Here is a 16,098-nt window from a genome sequence, read left to right on the forward strand (position 1 = left end):
TACTGGCGTATTATGACCAGGCAGAAAAACGTATTATCCGGATAGACTGAGCACAAATGTGTTACCTATGTGCCCGGTCTGATCTGTTACCTATGTGCCCGGTCGTACCTTTATGGCGACCCGGATGATCAGAACTGATACGAAACGCTGACTGAGTAGCTGCGCGGCGCGCCATAAACGTAGCTGTTCATGTAGCTGTAATATTCGCGGTCAAACAGGTTATCCACGTTTGCCTGGACCGCCACCTGTTTAGTGACCTGATAACGCGCAAACAGTGATGCCAGTGGAATACTGCCTTGATAAACGCGTACGGTATCGCCGCTGGCATTGGTAGTATCTTCAAACACGCGATTCTGCCAGTTCAGGCCGCCGCCGACCGTGAGATCCGGCAACATCGGCAGTTGATAACGCGTAAACAGTTTGAAGGAAGTTTGCGGCTGATAACTGTTGAAACGGCCATCTTTATCACGTGCCACGTAGCGAGTCGCACCAAAAGTGAGTTGCAGATTATCCGTTAGCGCACCGTTTAGCTCAAACTCCGCACCTTTACTCACCGCACCTTTCGCCGGCGCATAAGCCTGTTCGTTGCCGCTCAGGTAGACGCCATTAATCGCCTCACCGACGTTGTCCTGCTCGATACGGAATACCGCCATCGTTGCCGTTAAACGACCATCATACCAGGCGGATTTCAGGCCGGTTTCATAGCTTTTACCGGTGACCGGCGACAGATATTTGCCGCTGGTATCGCGATAAGTTTGTGGCAGGAAGACCGAGGTATAGCTGCCGTACGCTGACCAGGTGTCGTTGATGTCATACACTAACCCGGCGTATGGCGTGGTGTTGTTTTTGGTCATGTTGCCGCTGCTGCCGTTGGTGCTCCACTGCGTATAGCGCGCGCCAATAATCAGCGACAGCGGATCGGCCAGCGAGAAACGCGCGGCGGTGTAGGCCGATTTCTGGCGGATAGTATCGTCCGCATTCTGGTACCAACCTTGCCACTGTGGCTCGGCGATATTGCCGTTCCAGCTGTTATTGAAAATGCCCATATCGCCTGTGGCGATATCATAGTTTTCCAGATCGGTAACGCCATCCTGGCTGTAGGTCGCGTTATGCTGGCGACTGTAGCTGACGCCCGCCATCAACTGATGCTGACGACCAAGCAGTTCAAACGGGCCGCTGGCGTAACCGTCGAAGGAGTCCATCTGACGTTTGCCGCGATCCATGCTGCCGTAACCGGTGGTGCCTGCACCGCTATCCTGATCGGCACTGCCCGTCACATACAGCAACTTATCGTTGAAGGTGTTTTCCGCGTGCGTGCCATTGACGTGAATGTTCCAACCGTTATCAAAGTTATGATCGATGTCGGCGAACACTTTGCGTGAATTGGTGTTGTAGCGCGCCCAGTTTGCCGCGGAGTTGAGGCTACGATCGTAATGCGTGGTGGCGTTGTTGCTATAGAACATCGGTAAGCCGCCCCACGTAGGATTGCCGGTGTTGGCATCTTCGTAGTCATAGCCCAGCGACAGCGTGGTGTGCTCGGTGATGTCGGCATCTAGCACGCCGTAAAGGAATTTTTTGGTTTTATGGTAGCGGTCAAGCCAGCTGTCTTCATCGCTATAACCGGTTACTACGCGCCCGCGTAAGCTACCATCCTGATTCAGCGGTGCCGAGAGATCGGCAACGTAACGCTGTTTATTCCAGCTGCCATAGCTGGCGCTTACGCTGCCGGTAAAGGTTTTGCTGTCGGCGTGTTTGCGTACCATGTTGATCGAGGCTGACGGGCTTCCCGCGCCGCTCATCAAACCGGTGGCGCCGCGCACGATCTCAATCCGATCGTAAATCGCGGTATCAGACGCGGCATCACCGTAATTCCAGGTGTCATTGACCGAGGTTGGGATGCCGTCGAAAGAGAAGTTGCTGACTCTAAAGCCGCGTGAATAGTATTCCGAACGTTCGCTGTCGATCAGATTGGTGGAGATGCCGGTGGCATTGGTCAGCACATCGTTTACCGATTGCAGATTCTGATCCTGCATACGCTGCTGCGTTACCACGCTCAACGATTGCGGAACATCACGCGGAGTCAGCAGCATCTTGGTGCCGGCTCGCGTGGTTTTCACTGCGTAATCCTGTTTTTCATTGTTATCACCCTCGCCAGCGGCGGAGGCATCGACCACTAAATCTTGCTGATTCTCGCTGCTGCTGGCTGCGGCCTGCGCCAATGCTGGATTAAGCAGGGCATGAATCGCCATAGCCAGCATGGAGACGGTGAAGGTTTTCCTGATGCCTGACATAAAAATTCCTGTAGATAACGCAAGTTATATGAAGCTGATTCGCTTCAGTTTTTTATGGTGTGCGTCCTTACGCATCAGCCTAAGAGGGCAGAATGAAGGTCGCGTAAGATGCCACTACGCATTTAATGAGAAGGCCAATGATAATCATTTGCTTTAAAGAATCTCGGAAGGTTTCATTTGTAATTGTAATAATATGTAAACATGACTTATATCAATGAGATAAGCGCAGATATAACCCGTTAATAACTCACGTTTTCATTATATTGCTGGCAAATACAGGAAGTTTTAGCGCAAAAATTGGTTGAGAAAGGGCGTTAGCCTGCGCAAGAAATAACGCAGGACGGCTATAAGCGACGAGAAAGTTGCTAAGTTCATGCTAATGCGTATGATTCTCATTCTTCTTGTATTCTTCCGTGCGCGCAGACGCGTAGCGGAGCCGTTCATCCATTGATGGAGTTGAGCATGAAATCGTTATTTAGCCCGCGCAAAGCCGCCGTTGCCGCTGCAATCGTCGCCGCATGCAGCCTGACCGCATGCCAGGCCCCTGCTAAAAAAGCTGAAGCGCCAGCCGCCACCGCTAAGCCGGTTGATACTGCGCTGACCCAACGCACTTTAGGCGATGGCCTGTATGAAATGGCGTACTCGCCAGCTGCGAAAGCGTTATACGTTGCCAGCGCGCAGAGCTTTAAAGACGTCAACGGTGGCGTGATTTATCGTCTCGACCCCACTTCATTAGAGACGAAGGGCGTAACGCATACCGATCTGAAAAACTTCGGCACCGCGATTGATGAGCAAGGTAGCGTGTTCTACACCACCAACTCGCTGGACGGCGCGATCTCTAAAGTGGATGCGAACAGCGGCAAAGTGCTCGAACGTTTAGTCTTCCCGGGCAAGAAAGATAAAGAAGGGTATCCGGCAGGCGCACGTGAAGTGCTGTGGCATGGCAATGAGCTGTACGTTGGTCGCGTGGCCGATCCGGGTTATATCTCGGTAGTTGACGTGAAAACCTTCAAGCTGAAGGCCACCATCCAGAATGCGGGCAAATGGGTAACCGGCATCATCTATTCACCGCTGACTGAACGCATTTACGCCACCAACGGCGCGGGCGAGATTCTGGTGATCAATCCACGTAGCCACAAGATTGAGAAGCGCTGGACTGCAGGCGACGGCAAAGAGTACCTGTTCCTGAATATGGCGGAAGATCCTGCAACCGGTCGTCTGTTTGTCACCGACGATTCCAAAGGCAAAGCTACGCTGGTGTTTGATGAGCGCACCGGCAAAGTGATTAAACGTATTGAAGGTGATGCGCTGGGTATCAAGTTCAACGCCAAGCGTAATGAGATCTACATCAGCCAGCGCGAATCGAAGAAAGTGTTGCAGCTTGATGCGACAACTTACGCAGTGAAAAACAGCTGGTCGTTTGATAATAATCCAAACAGCCTGCTGATTGGCCCAGATAACAATACGTTGTATGTCACGTTGAAAGCGGAGTTCAACAAAGACTCCTCAACCAAAGGCCAGGATCAGATTGCACGTATCGCCCTGAAATAAGATTTTAGTTTCAGCGTAAAATCATGCCCTCGGAAGAGGGCATTTTTGTTTCTGATGGCTTATAACCTTGCTGGATATGATTTTTCTCATTTTTATCTCTATAAGGCGCTGGCTATGTTTACAGGACTGAGTGCGTTTCCACTAACTCCGCTGAATGCTTCAGGTATTGACGAAAAAGCGTTTCTCAACATCCTCAAACGCTTAACCGATGCGAAAGTGGATTCGCTCGGCGTGCTGGGTTCAACCGGCAGTTATGCCTATTTCACGCGTGAACAGCGCAAGCGTATTGCGACGCTGGCGGTGCAGCATGCGGATAATATTCCGGTGATGGTGAGCATTGGCGCGATGAGCACAGATGAAGTGTTGCGACTGGCCGATGATGCGCAGCAGGCCGGTGCCAGCGCGTTATTATTACCGGCGCTTTCTTACCAGAAACTCAGTGATGAAGAGGTGTTTGGGCTTTATCAGGACGTCACGCGGCAGGTTTCGCTGCCGATCTGCATTTACGACAATCCTGGTACCACCCACGTTGTGTTTTCCGATGCGCTGCATGCGCGAATCGCTACGCTGCCCAATATCGCCTCAATCAAAATTCCTGGCGTACCGGCAGATATTGCCGCCGCCACGCAACGTGTAAAGTCGCTGCGCGCTCAATTACCCGCCAGCGTCACGATTGGCGTCAGCGGCGATGCGTTTGCGGGGCCCGGCCTGATCGCCGGTTGTGACCTGTGGTATTCGGTATGTGGTGGACTGTTCCCGCGTACCGCCAAAGCATTGGCTGATGCTGCGATGACTGGAGATTTCGCGGCCGTTGCTGCCCAGGCGCAGCGTCTGGATCCGCTTTGGGCGCTATTTACCCAACACGGCGGCAGTTTGCGCGTCATCGCCGCGGCAGCGGGCATCCTGGGATTAACTGAGACGAATTGTTTACCGCGACCGTTGCGCTCGCTGACGGCGGCGGATGTGGCAGAGATACAAAAAGTGATCGCGAAGCTGGATTTGGCATAGTTATAGTTAGCTGATTAACTGTGATCGCACTAATAGTTAATCTGATAATAGTTTCAATGGTTATTATTGTTTCCATCGAAGGCGCACAGCCTTCACATCAAACAACCAAAGGAATATGACCATGAAAACGATTAAAACACTGACTATTGCCGCTGCCGCTGCTCTTTCACTGATGTCTGCTGCTAGCTTCGCACAAACTGTTTCAGCCACTTCACTTACTCTTGATGGTGCTGAAGCTAAAATTGCTGCGCAGGCTAAACAGAATGGCGAGCAGTACAAAATTTTGGAAGCCAGCAACGGTAATGTTGTGCATATGACTGCTGAACTTTACAAATAACGGATGGTTGCATACGGATATGCCAGAACAGGTCGCCTACGGGCGGCCTTTTTTGTATATGAAACCCATACAAGCGTATAGTTACGTAAGTTATCGTGATCGCACTAATGGTTAATCTTGAAACGATAACTAGAGTTATTATTGTTTCCATCGAAGGCACACAGCCTTCTTATTTAAACCACTAAGGATTATGACCATGAAAACCATCAAAACACTGTCTATCGCCGCTGTTGCTGCTCTTTCAATGATGTCTGCTGCCAGCTTTGCACAGAGCGTATCCGTTGAGTCTTCTACCCTTGACGGTGCTGAAGCCAAAATTGCTGCTCAGGCACAAGAGCAGGGCGCTCAGTACAAAATTACTGAAGCGAACACCAACAACCGCGTACACATGACTGCAGAGCTGTACAAATAAGTTAGCTACACAAGCAGTTGTGTTAAGGCCGCCTACGGGCGGCTTTGCTGTTTCTGAATGTCCGTAAATGGTCTGCGTGTGTCCCGCGACAGCTCAATACTGTGTGTATCATCAACGCAGCACTTACTTAATCGGACATCGCATGAAAACCATCATCACTAAAAACTTCACCCCGTCCAAAGCCTGGCAAGCCTTAGACATCGCTAACTTCGCCGGCACCAGCGTGCGCTTACACTGGACGAATCAACCTTACAAATGGCATATCAATGATGGCGAAGAGGTCTTCGCGGTGCTGGATGGCGCGGTGGAAATGCATTACCGCGAAAGCGGTGACGTGAAGAAAGTGCTGCTCAATACGGGCGACATCTTTTACGCCAGCATCGGTACTGAGCATGTGGCACATCCGCAGGGAGAAGCACGCGTTCTGGTGATTGAAAAAGAAGATTCGGTCTAACGCGCCAGCAGCGCCTCAATTTCCGCTTTTGCTTGTAGCAGTGCAGCCAGTAAATGCGCAAACTGCTCATCAAAACGTAATGCCGGTGCGGCAATGGCTAAGGCATAGCGCTCGCCGACGCCGGTTTGCAGCGCCACGCTGATGCCGCACACTCCGCGTGCATGTTCTTCGCGATCAACCGCATAACCCTGCTGGCGGATAATCGCTATCTCTTTAAGCAGCAGCTTACGATCCTGCATCGTCTTCCCGGTTCGAACCTCCTGCAACTGTGGCAGCAGCGCCTGCAGCGTATCTTCTGCTTCCTCCGCCAGTAATGCTTTGCCATGCGCCGCGCAGTGCGAAGGAAATGCGGTGCTGACCGGCGAGGCCACGCGCAACTCCTGATCCGAAACCACCTGACTCACCAGCACGGTATGCGTGCCGCGCCAGACGCAGAGGTCAACCGTTTCGCGCGTGCGGCGTCCCAGCGTCGCCATCGCAGGCTGCGACAGCGTAATAATATCGGTATGTGCTGAGGCGGCAAGACGCGCCAGTGCCGGGCCGAGTTTGATGCCGTCGCTATCCTGCAATAACAGCTGCTGCGCGATCAATGAAGACACCAGCCGATGCACCGTAGTGCGCGGCAGGTCGGTGATCTTCGCTAACGCGGCGATCGATAACCCCGCCGGACGATCTTCCAGCGCCCGCAGAATGGTTGCAGCGCGCGCAATAACTTGTGATCCATTACTCTCTGTTTCCACACTCATTTTTTATCATTCCGCGCGATTTTAGCTGGCATCACTATAGCATGTTGCGGTGCGGTGATTGACAGCGCTAGCAATTCCTCCAACACTGTTGTCCATTATTTGGTTTTGTGTCCATTATTCGGACATCAGGAGAATGTGTGTCATCCATTAAACGAACCGGCGCCTTTTCGCTGCTGGCGGTCAGCTGCCTGACGATTATGGTGGGATGTGTCATCGTGCCCGGCCTTAGCGAAATCGCCGCACAGCTTGGCGTCAGTAATATGGCCAACTGGCTGGTCACACTCCCTTCACTCGGCGTGGTGCTGGCGGGTCCGTTCGCGGGCCGCGCCATCGATCGCTGGGGCGCTTATACGCTTTTGCTGATCGGATTGCTCTGTTATGGCTTGCTCGGTGTCGCCGGCGCGTGGTTACCAGGCGCCGGGCTGCAAATTATCGACCGTTTATTGCTGGGAGGCGCCACGGCGGTCGTGATGGCGGCGGGCACCAGCCTGATTGCCAGTTTCTACGCGGGAGAGACTCGCTTAGCCATGATGGCGCGGCAGGGCATGGCCATAGAGTTAGGCGGCGTACTGTTTCTTTTTCTGGGCGGCATTCTGGCTTCCATCAGCTGGCGCTGGCCCTATTTTCTCTATCTTTTTGCCTGGCTGATGTTGCTAATGGTGGTGATCACCGTGCCGCGTCCGCCGCAGCCGCCAGCTTCTCTGGAGATTAACCATTCAGCGCAGAACAGCGATCGCCAACTGCGCCCGGTGTTGCTGGCCGCGCTCTGTTCGATGATGTGCTTTTTTACCGCCGTCATTATGCTGCCGCAGCGCTTTGCCATGATGGGGATTGATGCCGCGCACATTGGTTATTTTCTCTCGTTTGTTTCGTTGGTGGCGGTGCTGGCGGCCGCGATCATGCCGGATGTCGCGCAGCGATTCGGCAGTTATACGACGTTAGTGATGGCATTTGTCTGTTATCTGCTGGCACATCTGGAGTTTGCCGCGGCTCCTAACATGGTGCTGTTTATTCCGGGCGGTATATTGCTGGGGATGGGGTTCGGCTTGTCGATTCCGCTGGTTAATCATATGACGGTGAACATCAGCCAGCCACACGCAAGGGGGCGTCAGCTGGCACGTTTATCGATGGCAATCTTCTCTGGTCAGTTTCTCGCGGCATTCATGGCCTGGCTGCCCGGTGGCTTCGCCAGCGCCTTTGTGGCGGCGGCGGTGCTCGCGGCAATCAACGTTTTTGCCATGGGCAAAGTTGGTCGGACATCCTCCCTCTGATTAATGAATCGTGCGAAAAATGACCGCATGCGTGCATCGAGCGCTGTATGCAGTGATGCGAGTTTTATCCACAGGATAACGTCGACTCTACGCACGGGGATTGTGGATAACCTTGAGTGGTTGGTTTTTTTACGTGGAAGGCGGACCAATCCGCAGAAAAAAGGGTTCATATTCAATGAACCCTTTCAACTTGATTTGATTACTGCGGCTGGCGGCGCACCGGCGCGCCATTGGCAACGTAGTAAGGCACTGTTACGCGCGGTAAAGCAGGACGACCACGAATCATATCGGCAATTTTCTCGGCGATCATTATGGTCGGCGCGTTTAAGTTACCGGTAGTAATTTGCGGCATGATCGAGGCATCCACCACGCGCAGAGCTTCAACGCCATGCACTTTACCGTCATTACCCACCACGGCCATGTCGTGATAGCCCATGGCATTCGAGCACGACGGGTGATAAGCGGTTTCTGCGTGTTCGCGCACGAATTTATCCAGCTCTTCGTCACTTTGTACCGCCAAACCCGGCGATATCTCGCGGCCACGGAACGGATCCAGGGCACGCTGAGCGATAATTTCACGGGTAAGACGAATCGCTGCGCGGAATTCACGCCAATCCTGATCGTCCGACATGTAGTTGAACAAGATGCTCGGATGCGCGTTAGGATCTTTCGACGTGACGTGAACGCGTCCACGGCTGGGCGATCGCATTGAACCGACGTGCGCCTGGAAGCTGTGCGTTTTAATCGGGTTCGAGCCGTTGTAATTAATCGCTACCGGCAGGAAGTGATATTGAATATTCGGCCACTCGAACTCTTCGTCAGAACGAATAAATCCACCCGCTTCAAACTGATTGCTGGCACCGATACCGCTGCCATTAAATAGCCATTCGGCACCAATCGCAGGTTGATTGTGCAGTTTAAGCGCAGGCGCCAGTGAAACCGGCTGCTTACACTCATATTGCAGATACATTTCCAGGTGATCCTGCAGGTTGGCGCCCACGCCCGGCAGGTCGTGAACTAGCGGAATATCCAGACTTTTCAATAAGTCCGCCGGACCCACGCCCGAACGCTGCAACACCTGAGGTGAGGCGATCGCTCCCGCGCACAACAGCACTTCACGACGCGCACGCGCCTCATGCGGCACCTCTTTTTGCAGCCATTTGACGCCACAGGCGCGCTTGTTATCAAACACAATGCGGTCGGTCAGCGCGTGCACTTCTATCGTCAGGTTGGGACGTGAACGGGCCTGATCGAGATAGCCGCGCGCAGTACTGGCGCGACGACCTTTCGGCGTCACTGTTCTGTCCATCGGACCGAACCCTTCCTGCTGATAACCGTTCAGATCATCGGTACGCGGATAGCCCGCCTGCACGCCGGCTTCCACCATCGCGTGGAACAGCACGTTATTGTCGGATTTAGGGGTGGTTACGCTTACAGGGCCACAATCGCCATGGTAATCATTGCCACCAATATCGCGGCGCTCTGCGGCTTTGAAGTAGGGCAGGCAGTCGAGATAGCTCCAGTTTTCCAGACCCGGTTGCTTCGCCCAGTTATCGTAATCCATTGCATTGCCACGGATGTAGCACATGCCGTTGATCAGCGACGAACCGCCAAGTCCTTTCCCGCGTCCGCACTCCATGCGACGATTATTCATATGCGGTTCAGGATCGGTCTGATACGCCCAGTTATAGCGGCGTCCCTGCAAAGGGAAGGCGAGGGCCGCAGGCATTTGCGTGCGGAAATCCTGACGGTAATCCGGGCCACCGGCCTCTAATAACAGCACGCTGACGTTCGCGTCCTCGGTCAGGCGCGTGGCCAGCACGTTACCGGCTGAACCGGCACCAATAATAATGTAGTCATACTCCCTGGTGATGCTCATCATGCGTTCCTTCGATTAAAACACGGAGCTGAACGGGTTCAGTTCAACCTGGATAGATTTGATACGGGTGTAATGGGCAAGGGTTGAAATACCGTTTTCGCGGCCAACACCGGATTGCTTATAACCGCCAACCGGCATTTGCGCCGGGGATTCGCCCCAGCTATTGATCCAGCAGATGCCCGCTTCAAGGCGGTGGATCACGCGGTGTGCGGTGGCCAGATCTCGGGTTACCACACCCGCCGCCAGGCCAAAGTGCGTATCATTCGCGCGGCGAATCACTTCCTCTTGGTCGTCATAGGTCAGGATGCTCATCACCGGGCCAAAGATCTCCTCTTTGACGATGGTGTGATGATCTTCGCAATCGGTGAAAATGGTCGGCTGTACCCATGCGCCTTGCGCGTAGGCACCCTGCGTTTCGCGCGCACCGCCAATCAGGACGTTAGCGCCTTCCTGCTTACCGAGTTCGATGTAGCGCAGGACATTTTCCATATGCGCAAAGCTCACCAGCGGACCAAAATTGGTGTCGGCATCCATTGGCTGACCGAGACGGATACGTTGAGCGCGCACCAGCAACGCTTGTTCCAGCGCCGCTTTTTGCGAACGATGCACGAAGACGCGTGTACCGTTGGTGCACACCTGGCCGGAGCTGTAGAAGTTCGCCATCATGGCGATATCTGCGGCTTGCTCAATATCGGCATCCGGTAAAATCAGCAGCGGGGATTTGCCGCCCAGCTCCATGGTTACGTCTTTTAGCGTTGATCCTGCCGCACTCGCCATCACTTTTTTGCCGGTTTCGATGCCGCCCGTGAACGAGATTTTCGCAATGCGCGGATGTTCGGTCAGCCATTGGCCCACTTCACGCCCGGCGCCTTGTACCACGTTAAATACGCCGTCAGGCAGGCCGGCTTCGGTGTAGATTTCGGCCAGTTTCAACACGCTGAGCGGCGTGACTTCGCTTGGCTTGAAGATCATTGCGTTGCCGGCAGCCAGCGCCGGTGCAGATTTCCACAGCGCGATCTGAATCGGATAGTTCCACGCGCCGATACCCGCCGTGACGCCCAGCGGCTCACGACGTGTATAGAAGAAGCTGGTGTCGCGCAGTGGATACTGTTCACCCTCGATGATGGTCGCCAGTCCGGCGTAATACTCCAGCACATCGGCGCCGGTGACGATATCCACGGCGGAGGTTTCAGAGTAGGGTTTGCCGGTATCGAGGGTTTCCAGCTCCGCCAGTTCGTCATTGCGTTCACGCAGGATAGCAACGGCTCGCAGCAGAATGCGCGAGCGCTCGGTGGCGGTCATTGCCGCCCAGATACGCTGGCCGCGCTCAGCACTGGCTACCGCACGTTCGACGTCGGCTTGCGTGGCACGTTGTACCTGTGCCAGCACCTCGCCGTTGGCGGGGTTGATGGTTTCAAACGTCTCTTTGCCACTGGCATCGGTCAACTGACCATCAATGTAGAGTTGTTGTAGGGGATACTTTGCCATTCTTGTCTGTTCCTTAGCTTTTGGCTCTTTTGTTACGCAACTGGCAGCATTGCCAGTTTTTCCTCGACATAGTCGCGGGCGATCGAACATGCCTGCTCTACATCAAAATCCTTTCCGGTCAGACTGCCGCGCAGCCACAGGCCATCAATTAACGCCGCCAGTCCACGTGCCGATTTGCGCGCCAGCTCTGGCGACATCACCTGGCGAAACTGCCAGCAAATATTCGAGTAAAGACGCCGATCGTTAAGGCGTTGCAGGCGGCGCAGTTCGCTGTTGTGCATACTCGCAGCCCAAAAGTCGAGCCAGGCGCGCATTGAATTGGCGCTGGTTTGGCTGGGATGGAAGTTGGCATCGATGATGGCAAAAAGCTGCGCGCGAACATCTTGCCTCGGGGCGTTGGCCCGGCATTCCGCAATGCCATCGCGCAGATCGCGCAGGATCTTGCGCATGGTGGCGTTTAACAATCCCTCTTTGTCACCGAAGTAATGACTAACGATACCGGTAGACATGCCGGCCTCTTTGGCCACCTGCGACAGGGTGATTCCCGCCAGCCCTATGTCGCCGATGGTTTCAAATGCGGCGTTAATCAGCTGCTCTTTGCGTTTTTCGGGAATTTCTTTGCGCACCGTCAAGACTCCGCTTGTTTTTATTGGAATGTTTATTGATTGATTGAACGTTCAATCAATGTACTTTATGCTGCATAAATGTCAAATAAATGTGGTCGAATGTTAACTATATGTTGCCATCCGGAACCGCTGTTTACCTGTACCAGGAAGAGAACCATGACAGTGAAGAGTCATAGCCCCATCAAAGTAGAAGAAGAACCGATCCGCGTTAACTTCGCGGTGTTTCTGAGTTCAGCCAGCGTGATTCTGGTGCTGGCCTTTATGATCGTGCTGTATCCCTCGGCGAGTCAGAAATGGCTAAACCACGCCCAACTTTGGGTGGCGGATATGTTTGGCTGGTATTACATGCTGCTGATGGTGGTGTGTATGGTGTTTGTTTTTTGGCTGGCACTATCCCGCTTTGGTCAACTCAAACTCGGCCATGACGATGAAAAACCGCAGTTTGGCTATGCCTCGTGGGTCGCCATGCTGTTCTCGGCGGGCATTGGTATCGCGCTGGTCTATTACGGTGCTTATGAACCGCTCGACCATTTCCTGCAACCGCCGGAAGGTCAGGGTGGAACGGTTGAAGCGGCGCGTCAGGCGATGGCGATTACCTTCTTACATTGGGGCCTGCATGGCTGGGCGCTATACGCCTTAATCGCCACGGCGCTGGCGTGGTTTGCCTATCGTCGCGATCTACCGCTCGCCTTGCGTTCCGCGCTCTATCCGCTGTTTGGTAAGCGGATTCATGGCTGGATTGGGCATTTGGTTGATAGCTTTGGCATCCTGGTGACGGTGATCTCGATGGTGACCAACCTCGGCATCGGCGCGCTGCTGGTGAACTCCGGCCTCAACTATCTCTTCCACATTCCGCAAAACACTAACGTGTTGATGATATTAATCGTGCTGATGATGGTCGTGGCGACGCTGGCGGCAGTGACCGGAGTAGAGAAAGGGATTGCGATGTTATCCAACATCAACGTCGGTTTTCTTTGCCTGCTGTTGCTGTTTGTGTTCGTTGCCGGACCGACGATGACGTTGGTCAACGGCATGATGCAAAACGTCGGCGATTATCTGACCTCGATTGTCGGCAAGAGCTTCAATCTCTACCTGTATGGTAAAGCTCGCCAGTGGCAGGGCGCCTGGACGCTGTTCTACTGGGCGTGGTGGGTTGCCTGGGCGCCCTTTGTTGGTCTGTTCATAGCGCGTATTTCCAAAGGCCGTACGATTCGCGAATTGATCTTCGGTGTGCTGTTGATTCCGCTCGGCTTTACTCTCGCATGGCTGTCGCTGTTTGGTAATACCGCGATCAGTCTGGTGCTGGAGGGCGGTCATGCCATTCTTGGTCAGGTGGCGCTGAGCGATCCGCCAATGGCCGTGTTCAAACTGTTTGAGTATCTGCCGTTTACCCAGTTGGTCGCCGGATTCACCATCCTCATCAGCTTCGTGCTGTTCCTGACGCCAGTGGATTCCGGCACGCTGATGATTGCCAATCTATCAAGCAAAGGCGGCGGCGTGAGCGACGATGCACCGGCGTGGCTGCGTATCTTCTGGGCATGCGTCACCACGTTGGTGTGTGCCGGTTTACTGTATGCGGGCAGCTTCAGTGCGATGCAAACCGCGGTAGTGCTGTGTGGATTGCCGTTCTCACTTGTTATCGTGCTGTATATGGCAAGTCTGTATAAAGATCTAAATCAGATGGCACCGTCTGAAGTTGCCGCCGTGGTGAATGAGAAAACCACGCAGTAACCCGTTAAGGTGCCCAGTGATGGACACCTTATGGTTATTCACTGATGGCATTCACAAAGCGGCGCGTAATCTGCTGTGGGCGGGTAATCGCGCCGCCCACCACCACCGCGTGCGCGCCCAACGCCAGGCAATGCGCCGCCATTTCTGGCGATTCAACATTCCCCTCGGCAATCACCGGCACGGTTACCGCTGCCAGTACCTCGCGCAGGAAGCGGCAATCATCGGCCGCCAAATAGCAGCCTTGGGTTTCCCTGGTGTAACCGTGCAGCGTAGTGCCGACACAATCAAAGCCTAACTGCGAGGCCTGACGCGCTTCATCCACGGTGGCAATGTCGGCCATCAACAGTAACTGCGGATAGCGCTGACGAATCGCCGCCACCAATTCTGGCAGCTGCAACTCGCCGGGACGTGCATGCAGCGTGGCATCCAGCGCCATCATTGCTGGATTGGCCACCATCAACTCATCCACTTCGCGTAAGGTGGCGGTGATGTAGACATCGCTGCCGGGATAATCGCGTTTGATGATGGCGATAATCGGCAGATCCACGGTTTGCATAATCTGCTGCACGTCGATCAGGCTGTTGGCGCGAATCGCTGCTGCGCCACCCTCCATCGCGGCTAATGCCATGCGCGACATAATAAAGGGGCTGTGTAGCGGCTCATCTTCCAGAGCCTGACACGAGACCACCAGTTTTCCTTTAATCTGTGCCAGCATCGGTGCTTTCATAGCGCAAGTAACTCCTCTACTTCATTTTTGATAATGGTGACGTGCGGGCCGTAAATGACCTGTACGCCTTTGCCACGTTGGATCACGGCGCGTGCGCCAGTGGCTTTCAATCCGACCTCATCCAGTTTGCTGCTATCAATGAGCGTGATACGCAAGCGCGTGGCGCAGCAATCCAGTTCGCTAATGTTCTCTTTGCCACCCAGTGCAGCGATCACCTGTTGCGGACGCTCGCCGGCCACCATCGGCGCGCTTTCAAGCACCGCATCTTCACGGCCCGGCGTTTTGAAATTGAAGCGGGTAATCAGCAGGCGGAAGATGAAGTAATAGAGCAGGAACCACGGCACGCCGACCAGCGGGACGTACCACCAATGGGTTTTGGCTTCGCCCTGCAACACGCCGAACAGGATGAAATCGATCAATCCGCCGGAGAAAGTTTGGCCAATGGTGATGTGCAGGATGTGGGCGATCATAAATGCCAGGCCATCGAACAGCGCGTGAATGACATACAGCACCGGCGCGACAAACAGGAATGAGAACTCGATCGGTTCAGTTATGCCGGTGAGGAAGGAGGTCAGCGCCGCAGAGAGCAACAAGCCAGCGACGCGTTGGCGGTTTTCCGGTTTGGCGGTGTGATACATCGCCAGACACGCGCCAATCAGGCCAAACATCATGGTGATAAAGCGCCCCGACATAAAGCGCGACGTGCCAACGTAAAATTGCTGGGTAGCGGGATCGGCCAGCTGGGCAAAGAAGATGCGCTGTGTGCCTTCCACCAACTGCCCATTGATCACTTCGCTGCCACCGAGCGCGGTGGTCCAGAATGGCAGATAAAAGATGTGATGCAGGCCGAACGGGCCGAGCATGCGCAGCACGAAGCCGTAGATAAAGGTGCCAAAATAGCCGGTGGCATCAACTAAGCCGCCAAGGCCAAAAATCAACTTCTGGAAATGCGGCCAGACGATGGTCATCGCCGCACCCACCAGAATAGCGACGAACGAGCTGATGATCGGCACGAAGCGCGAACCGCCAAAGAAGCCGAGGAACTGCGGCAGGGCAATCTTGTTGTAGCGGTTATGCAGCATGGCGGTCACCAGCCCGATGACCACGCCGCCAAACACGCCGGTCTCCAGCGTCTGAATGCCGAGCGCCATTCCTTGTCCCACCGCGCTGAGATTGCCCTGCGCCAGCACGCCGGTCAGCGTCAGCAGCGCATTGATGGTGGCATTCATCACCAGATAGGCCAGCAGAGAGGCAAGTCCTGCGGTGCCTTTGTCACTTTTCGCCAGCCCAACTGCGACACCCACCGCAAACAGCACCGCCAGGTTGGCGAACACCACGGAACCGGCACTCGCCATGATGGTGAAAACGCCTTGTAACCAGGCGACATCGAGAAAAGGGTAAGCCTTAATGGTATTAGGATTGGAAAGGGCACCGCCAATGCCCAGCAGCAAACCGGCGGCGGGTAAGACGGCAATAGGCAACATAAAAGATTTGCCAAAGCGTTGGGCTTTTTCAAACCAACCGCCTGAAGAGGTAGCGCTGAACAGTGATGACATAAATTTTTATCCCTGAAGTGT

The 16,098-nt window shown here is 54.3% G+C and carries 14 protein-coding genes; 7 read left to right on the forward strand and 7 right to left on the reverse strand.

From position 1 onward, the window contains the following. Window positions 1–128: 128 nt before the first annotated feature. Window positions 129–2,291, reverse strand: a complete 2,163-nt coding sequence (gene fhuE, locus WFL93_RS05230) for a ferric-rhodotorulic acid/ferric-coprogen receptor FhuE (protein WP_336777407.1) — start codon at window positions 2,289–2,291, stop codon at window positions 129–131. A 462-nt stretch (window positions 2,292–2,753) separates the two neighbouring features. Here fhuE and WFL93_RS05235 point away from each other — a divergent pair, with 462 nt between their 5' ends. From WFL93_RS05235 to WFL93_RS05255, 5 genes are all read left to right on the forward strand, one after another. After that, window positions 2,754–3,842 (forward strand): YncE family protein, encoded by a 1,089-nt coding sequence (locus WFL93_RS05235; protein WP_007890156.1) that lies wholly within the window; start codon window positions 2,754–2,756, stop codon window positions 3,840–3,842. A 114-nt stretch (window positions 3,843–3,956) separates the two neighbouring features. Further along, window positions 3,957–4,850 (forward strand): dihydrodipicolinate synthase family protein, encoded by an 894-nt coding sequence (locus tag WFL93_RS05240; protein WP_336777408.1) that lies wholly within the window; start codon window positions 3,957–3,959, stop codon window positions 4,848–4,850. 121 nt (window positions 4,851–4,971) lie between these two features. Further along, window positions 4,972–5,187: a YdgH/BhsA/McbA-like domain containing protein gene (locus tag WFL93_RS05245; RefSeq protein WP_007890154.1), complete on the forward strand. Its 216-nt coding sequence runs from the start codon at window positions 4,972–4,974 to the stop codon at window positions 5,185–5,187. A gap of 196 nt (window positions 5,188–5,383) precedes the next feature. After that, window positions 5,384–5,599 carry a YdgH/BhsA/McbA-like domain containing protein gene (locus tag WFL93_RS05250; RefSeq protein ID WP_007890153.1) on the forward strand — a complete coding sequence of 72 codons (216 nt, stop codon included), beginning with the start codon at window positions 5,384–5,386 and terminating at the stop codon, window positions 5,597–5,599. 142 nt (window positions 5,600–5,741) lie between these two features. Then, on the forward strand, window positions 5,742–6,053 hold the full coding sequence (locus WFL93_RS05255; RefSeq protein ID WP_336777409.1) for a cupin domain-containing protein: 312 nt from the start codon (window positions 5,742–5,744) through the stop codon (window positions 6,051–6,053). Here the strand turns inward: WFL93_RS05255 and WFL93_RS05260 are convergent. Then, window positions 6,050–6,799, reverse strand: coding sequence for an IclR family transcriptional regulator (locus WFL93_RS05260; protein WP_336777410.1), 750 nt, complete (start codon window positions 6,797–6,799; stop codon window positions 6,050–6,052). The two genes, WFL93_RS05255 and WFL93_RS05260, sit on opposite strands and share 4 nt — an antisense overlap. Window positions 6,800–6,936: 137 nt before the next feature. Here WFL93_RS05260 and WFL93_RS05265 point away from each other — a divergent pair, with 137 nt between their 5' ends. Continuing rightward, the gene (locus tag WFL93_RS05265) at window positions 6,937–8,070 is read left to right on the forward strand and encodes an MFS transporter (protein WP_336777411.1); all 1,134 of its coding nucleotides are present in this window, start codon (window positions 6,937–6,939) and stop codon (window positions 8,068–8,070) included. A gap of 199 nt (window positions 8,071–8,269) precedes the next feature. Here the strand turns inward: WFL93_RS05265 and betA are convergent, their stop codons facing one another. The 3 genes from betA to betI are packed head-to-tail and all read right to left on the reverse strand — an operon-like array spanning window position 8,270 to window position 12,063. Next, a complete protein-coding gene (betA, locus tag WFL93_RS05270) occupies window positions 8,270–9,949 on the reverse strand; it encodes a choline dehydrogenase (protein ID WP_336777955.1) in 1,680 nt (559 codons plus the stop codon). A gap of 15 nt (window positions 9,950–9,964) precedes the next feature. Next, on the reverse strand, window positions 9,965–11,437 hold the full coding sequence (betB, locus tag WFL93_RS05275; protein WP_007890148.1) for a betaine-aldehyde dehydrogenase: 1,473 nt from the start codon (window positions 11,435–11,437) through the stop codon (window positions 9,965–9,967). A gap of 32 nt (window positions 11,438–11,469) precedes the next feature. Continuing rightward, entirely contained in the window at window positions 11,470–12,063 is a 594-nt protein-coding gene (betI, locus tag WFL93_RS05280; RefSeq protein ID WP_336777412.1) for a transcriptional regulator BetI, read from the reverse strand. A gap of 156 nt (window positions 12,064–12,219) precedes the next feature. Between betI and WFL93_RS05285 the strand changes: the two genes are divergently transcribed. Further along, on the forward strand, window positions 12,220–13,794 hold the full coding sequence (locus WFL93_RS05285; protein ID WP_049851694.1) for a BCCT family transporter: 1,575 nt from the start codon (window positions 12,220–12,222) through the stop codon (window positions 13,792–13,794). Window positions 13,795–13,828: 34 nt separating this feature from the next. Here the strand turns inward: WFL93_RS05285 and WFL93_RS05290 are convergent, their stop codons facing one another. Together WFL93_RS05290 and WFL93_RS05295 are read right to left on the reverse strand one after the other, a co-directional pair. Then, entirely contained in the window at window positions 13,829–14,521 is a 693-nt protein-coding gene (locus tag WFL93_RS05290; RefSeq protein ID WP_336777413.1) for an N-acetylmannosamine-6-phosphate 2-epimerase, read from the reverse strand. Further along, the gene (locus WFL93_RS05295; RefSeq protein WP_336777414.1) at window positions 14,518–16,077 is read right to left on the reverse strand and encodes a maltose/glucose-specific PTS transporter subunit IIC; all 1,560 of its coding nucleotides are present in this window, start codon (window positions 16,075–16,077) and stop codon (window positions 14,518–14,520) included. Before WFL93_RS05295 ends, WFL93_RS05290 begins: the two co-directional genes overlap by 4 nt. Window positions 16,078–16,098 lie beyond the last annotated feature (21 nt).

The sequence above is a fragment of the Pantoea sp. USHLN256 genome (genome assembly GCF_037149875.1).
Classification (GTDB): domain Bacteria; phylum Pseudomonadota; class Gammaproteobacteria; order Enterobacterales; family Enterobacteriaceae; genus Pantoea; species Pantoea nemavictus.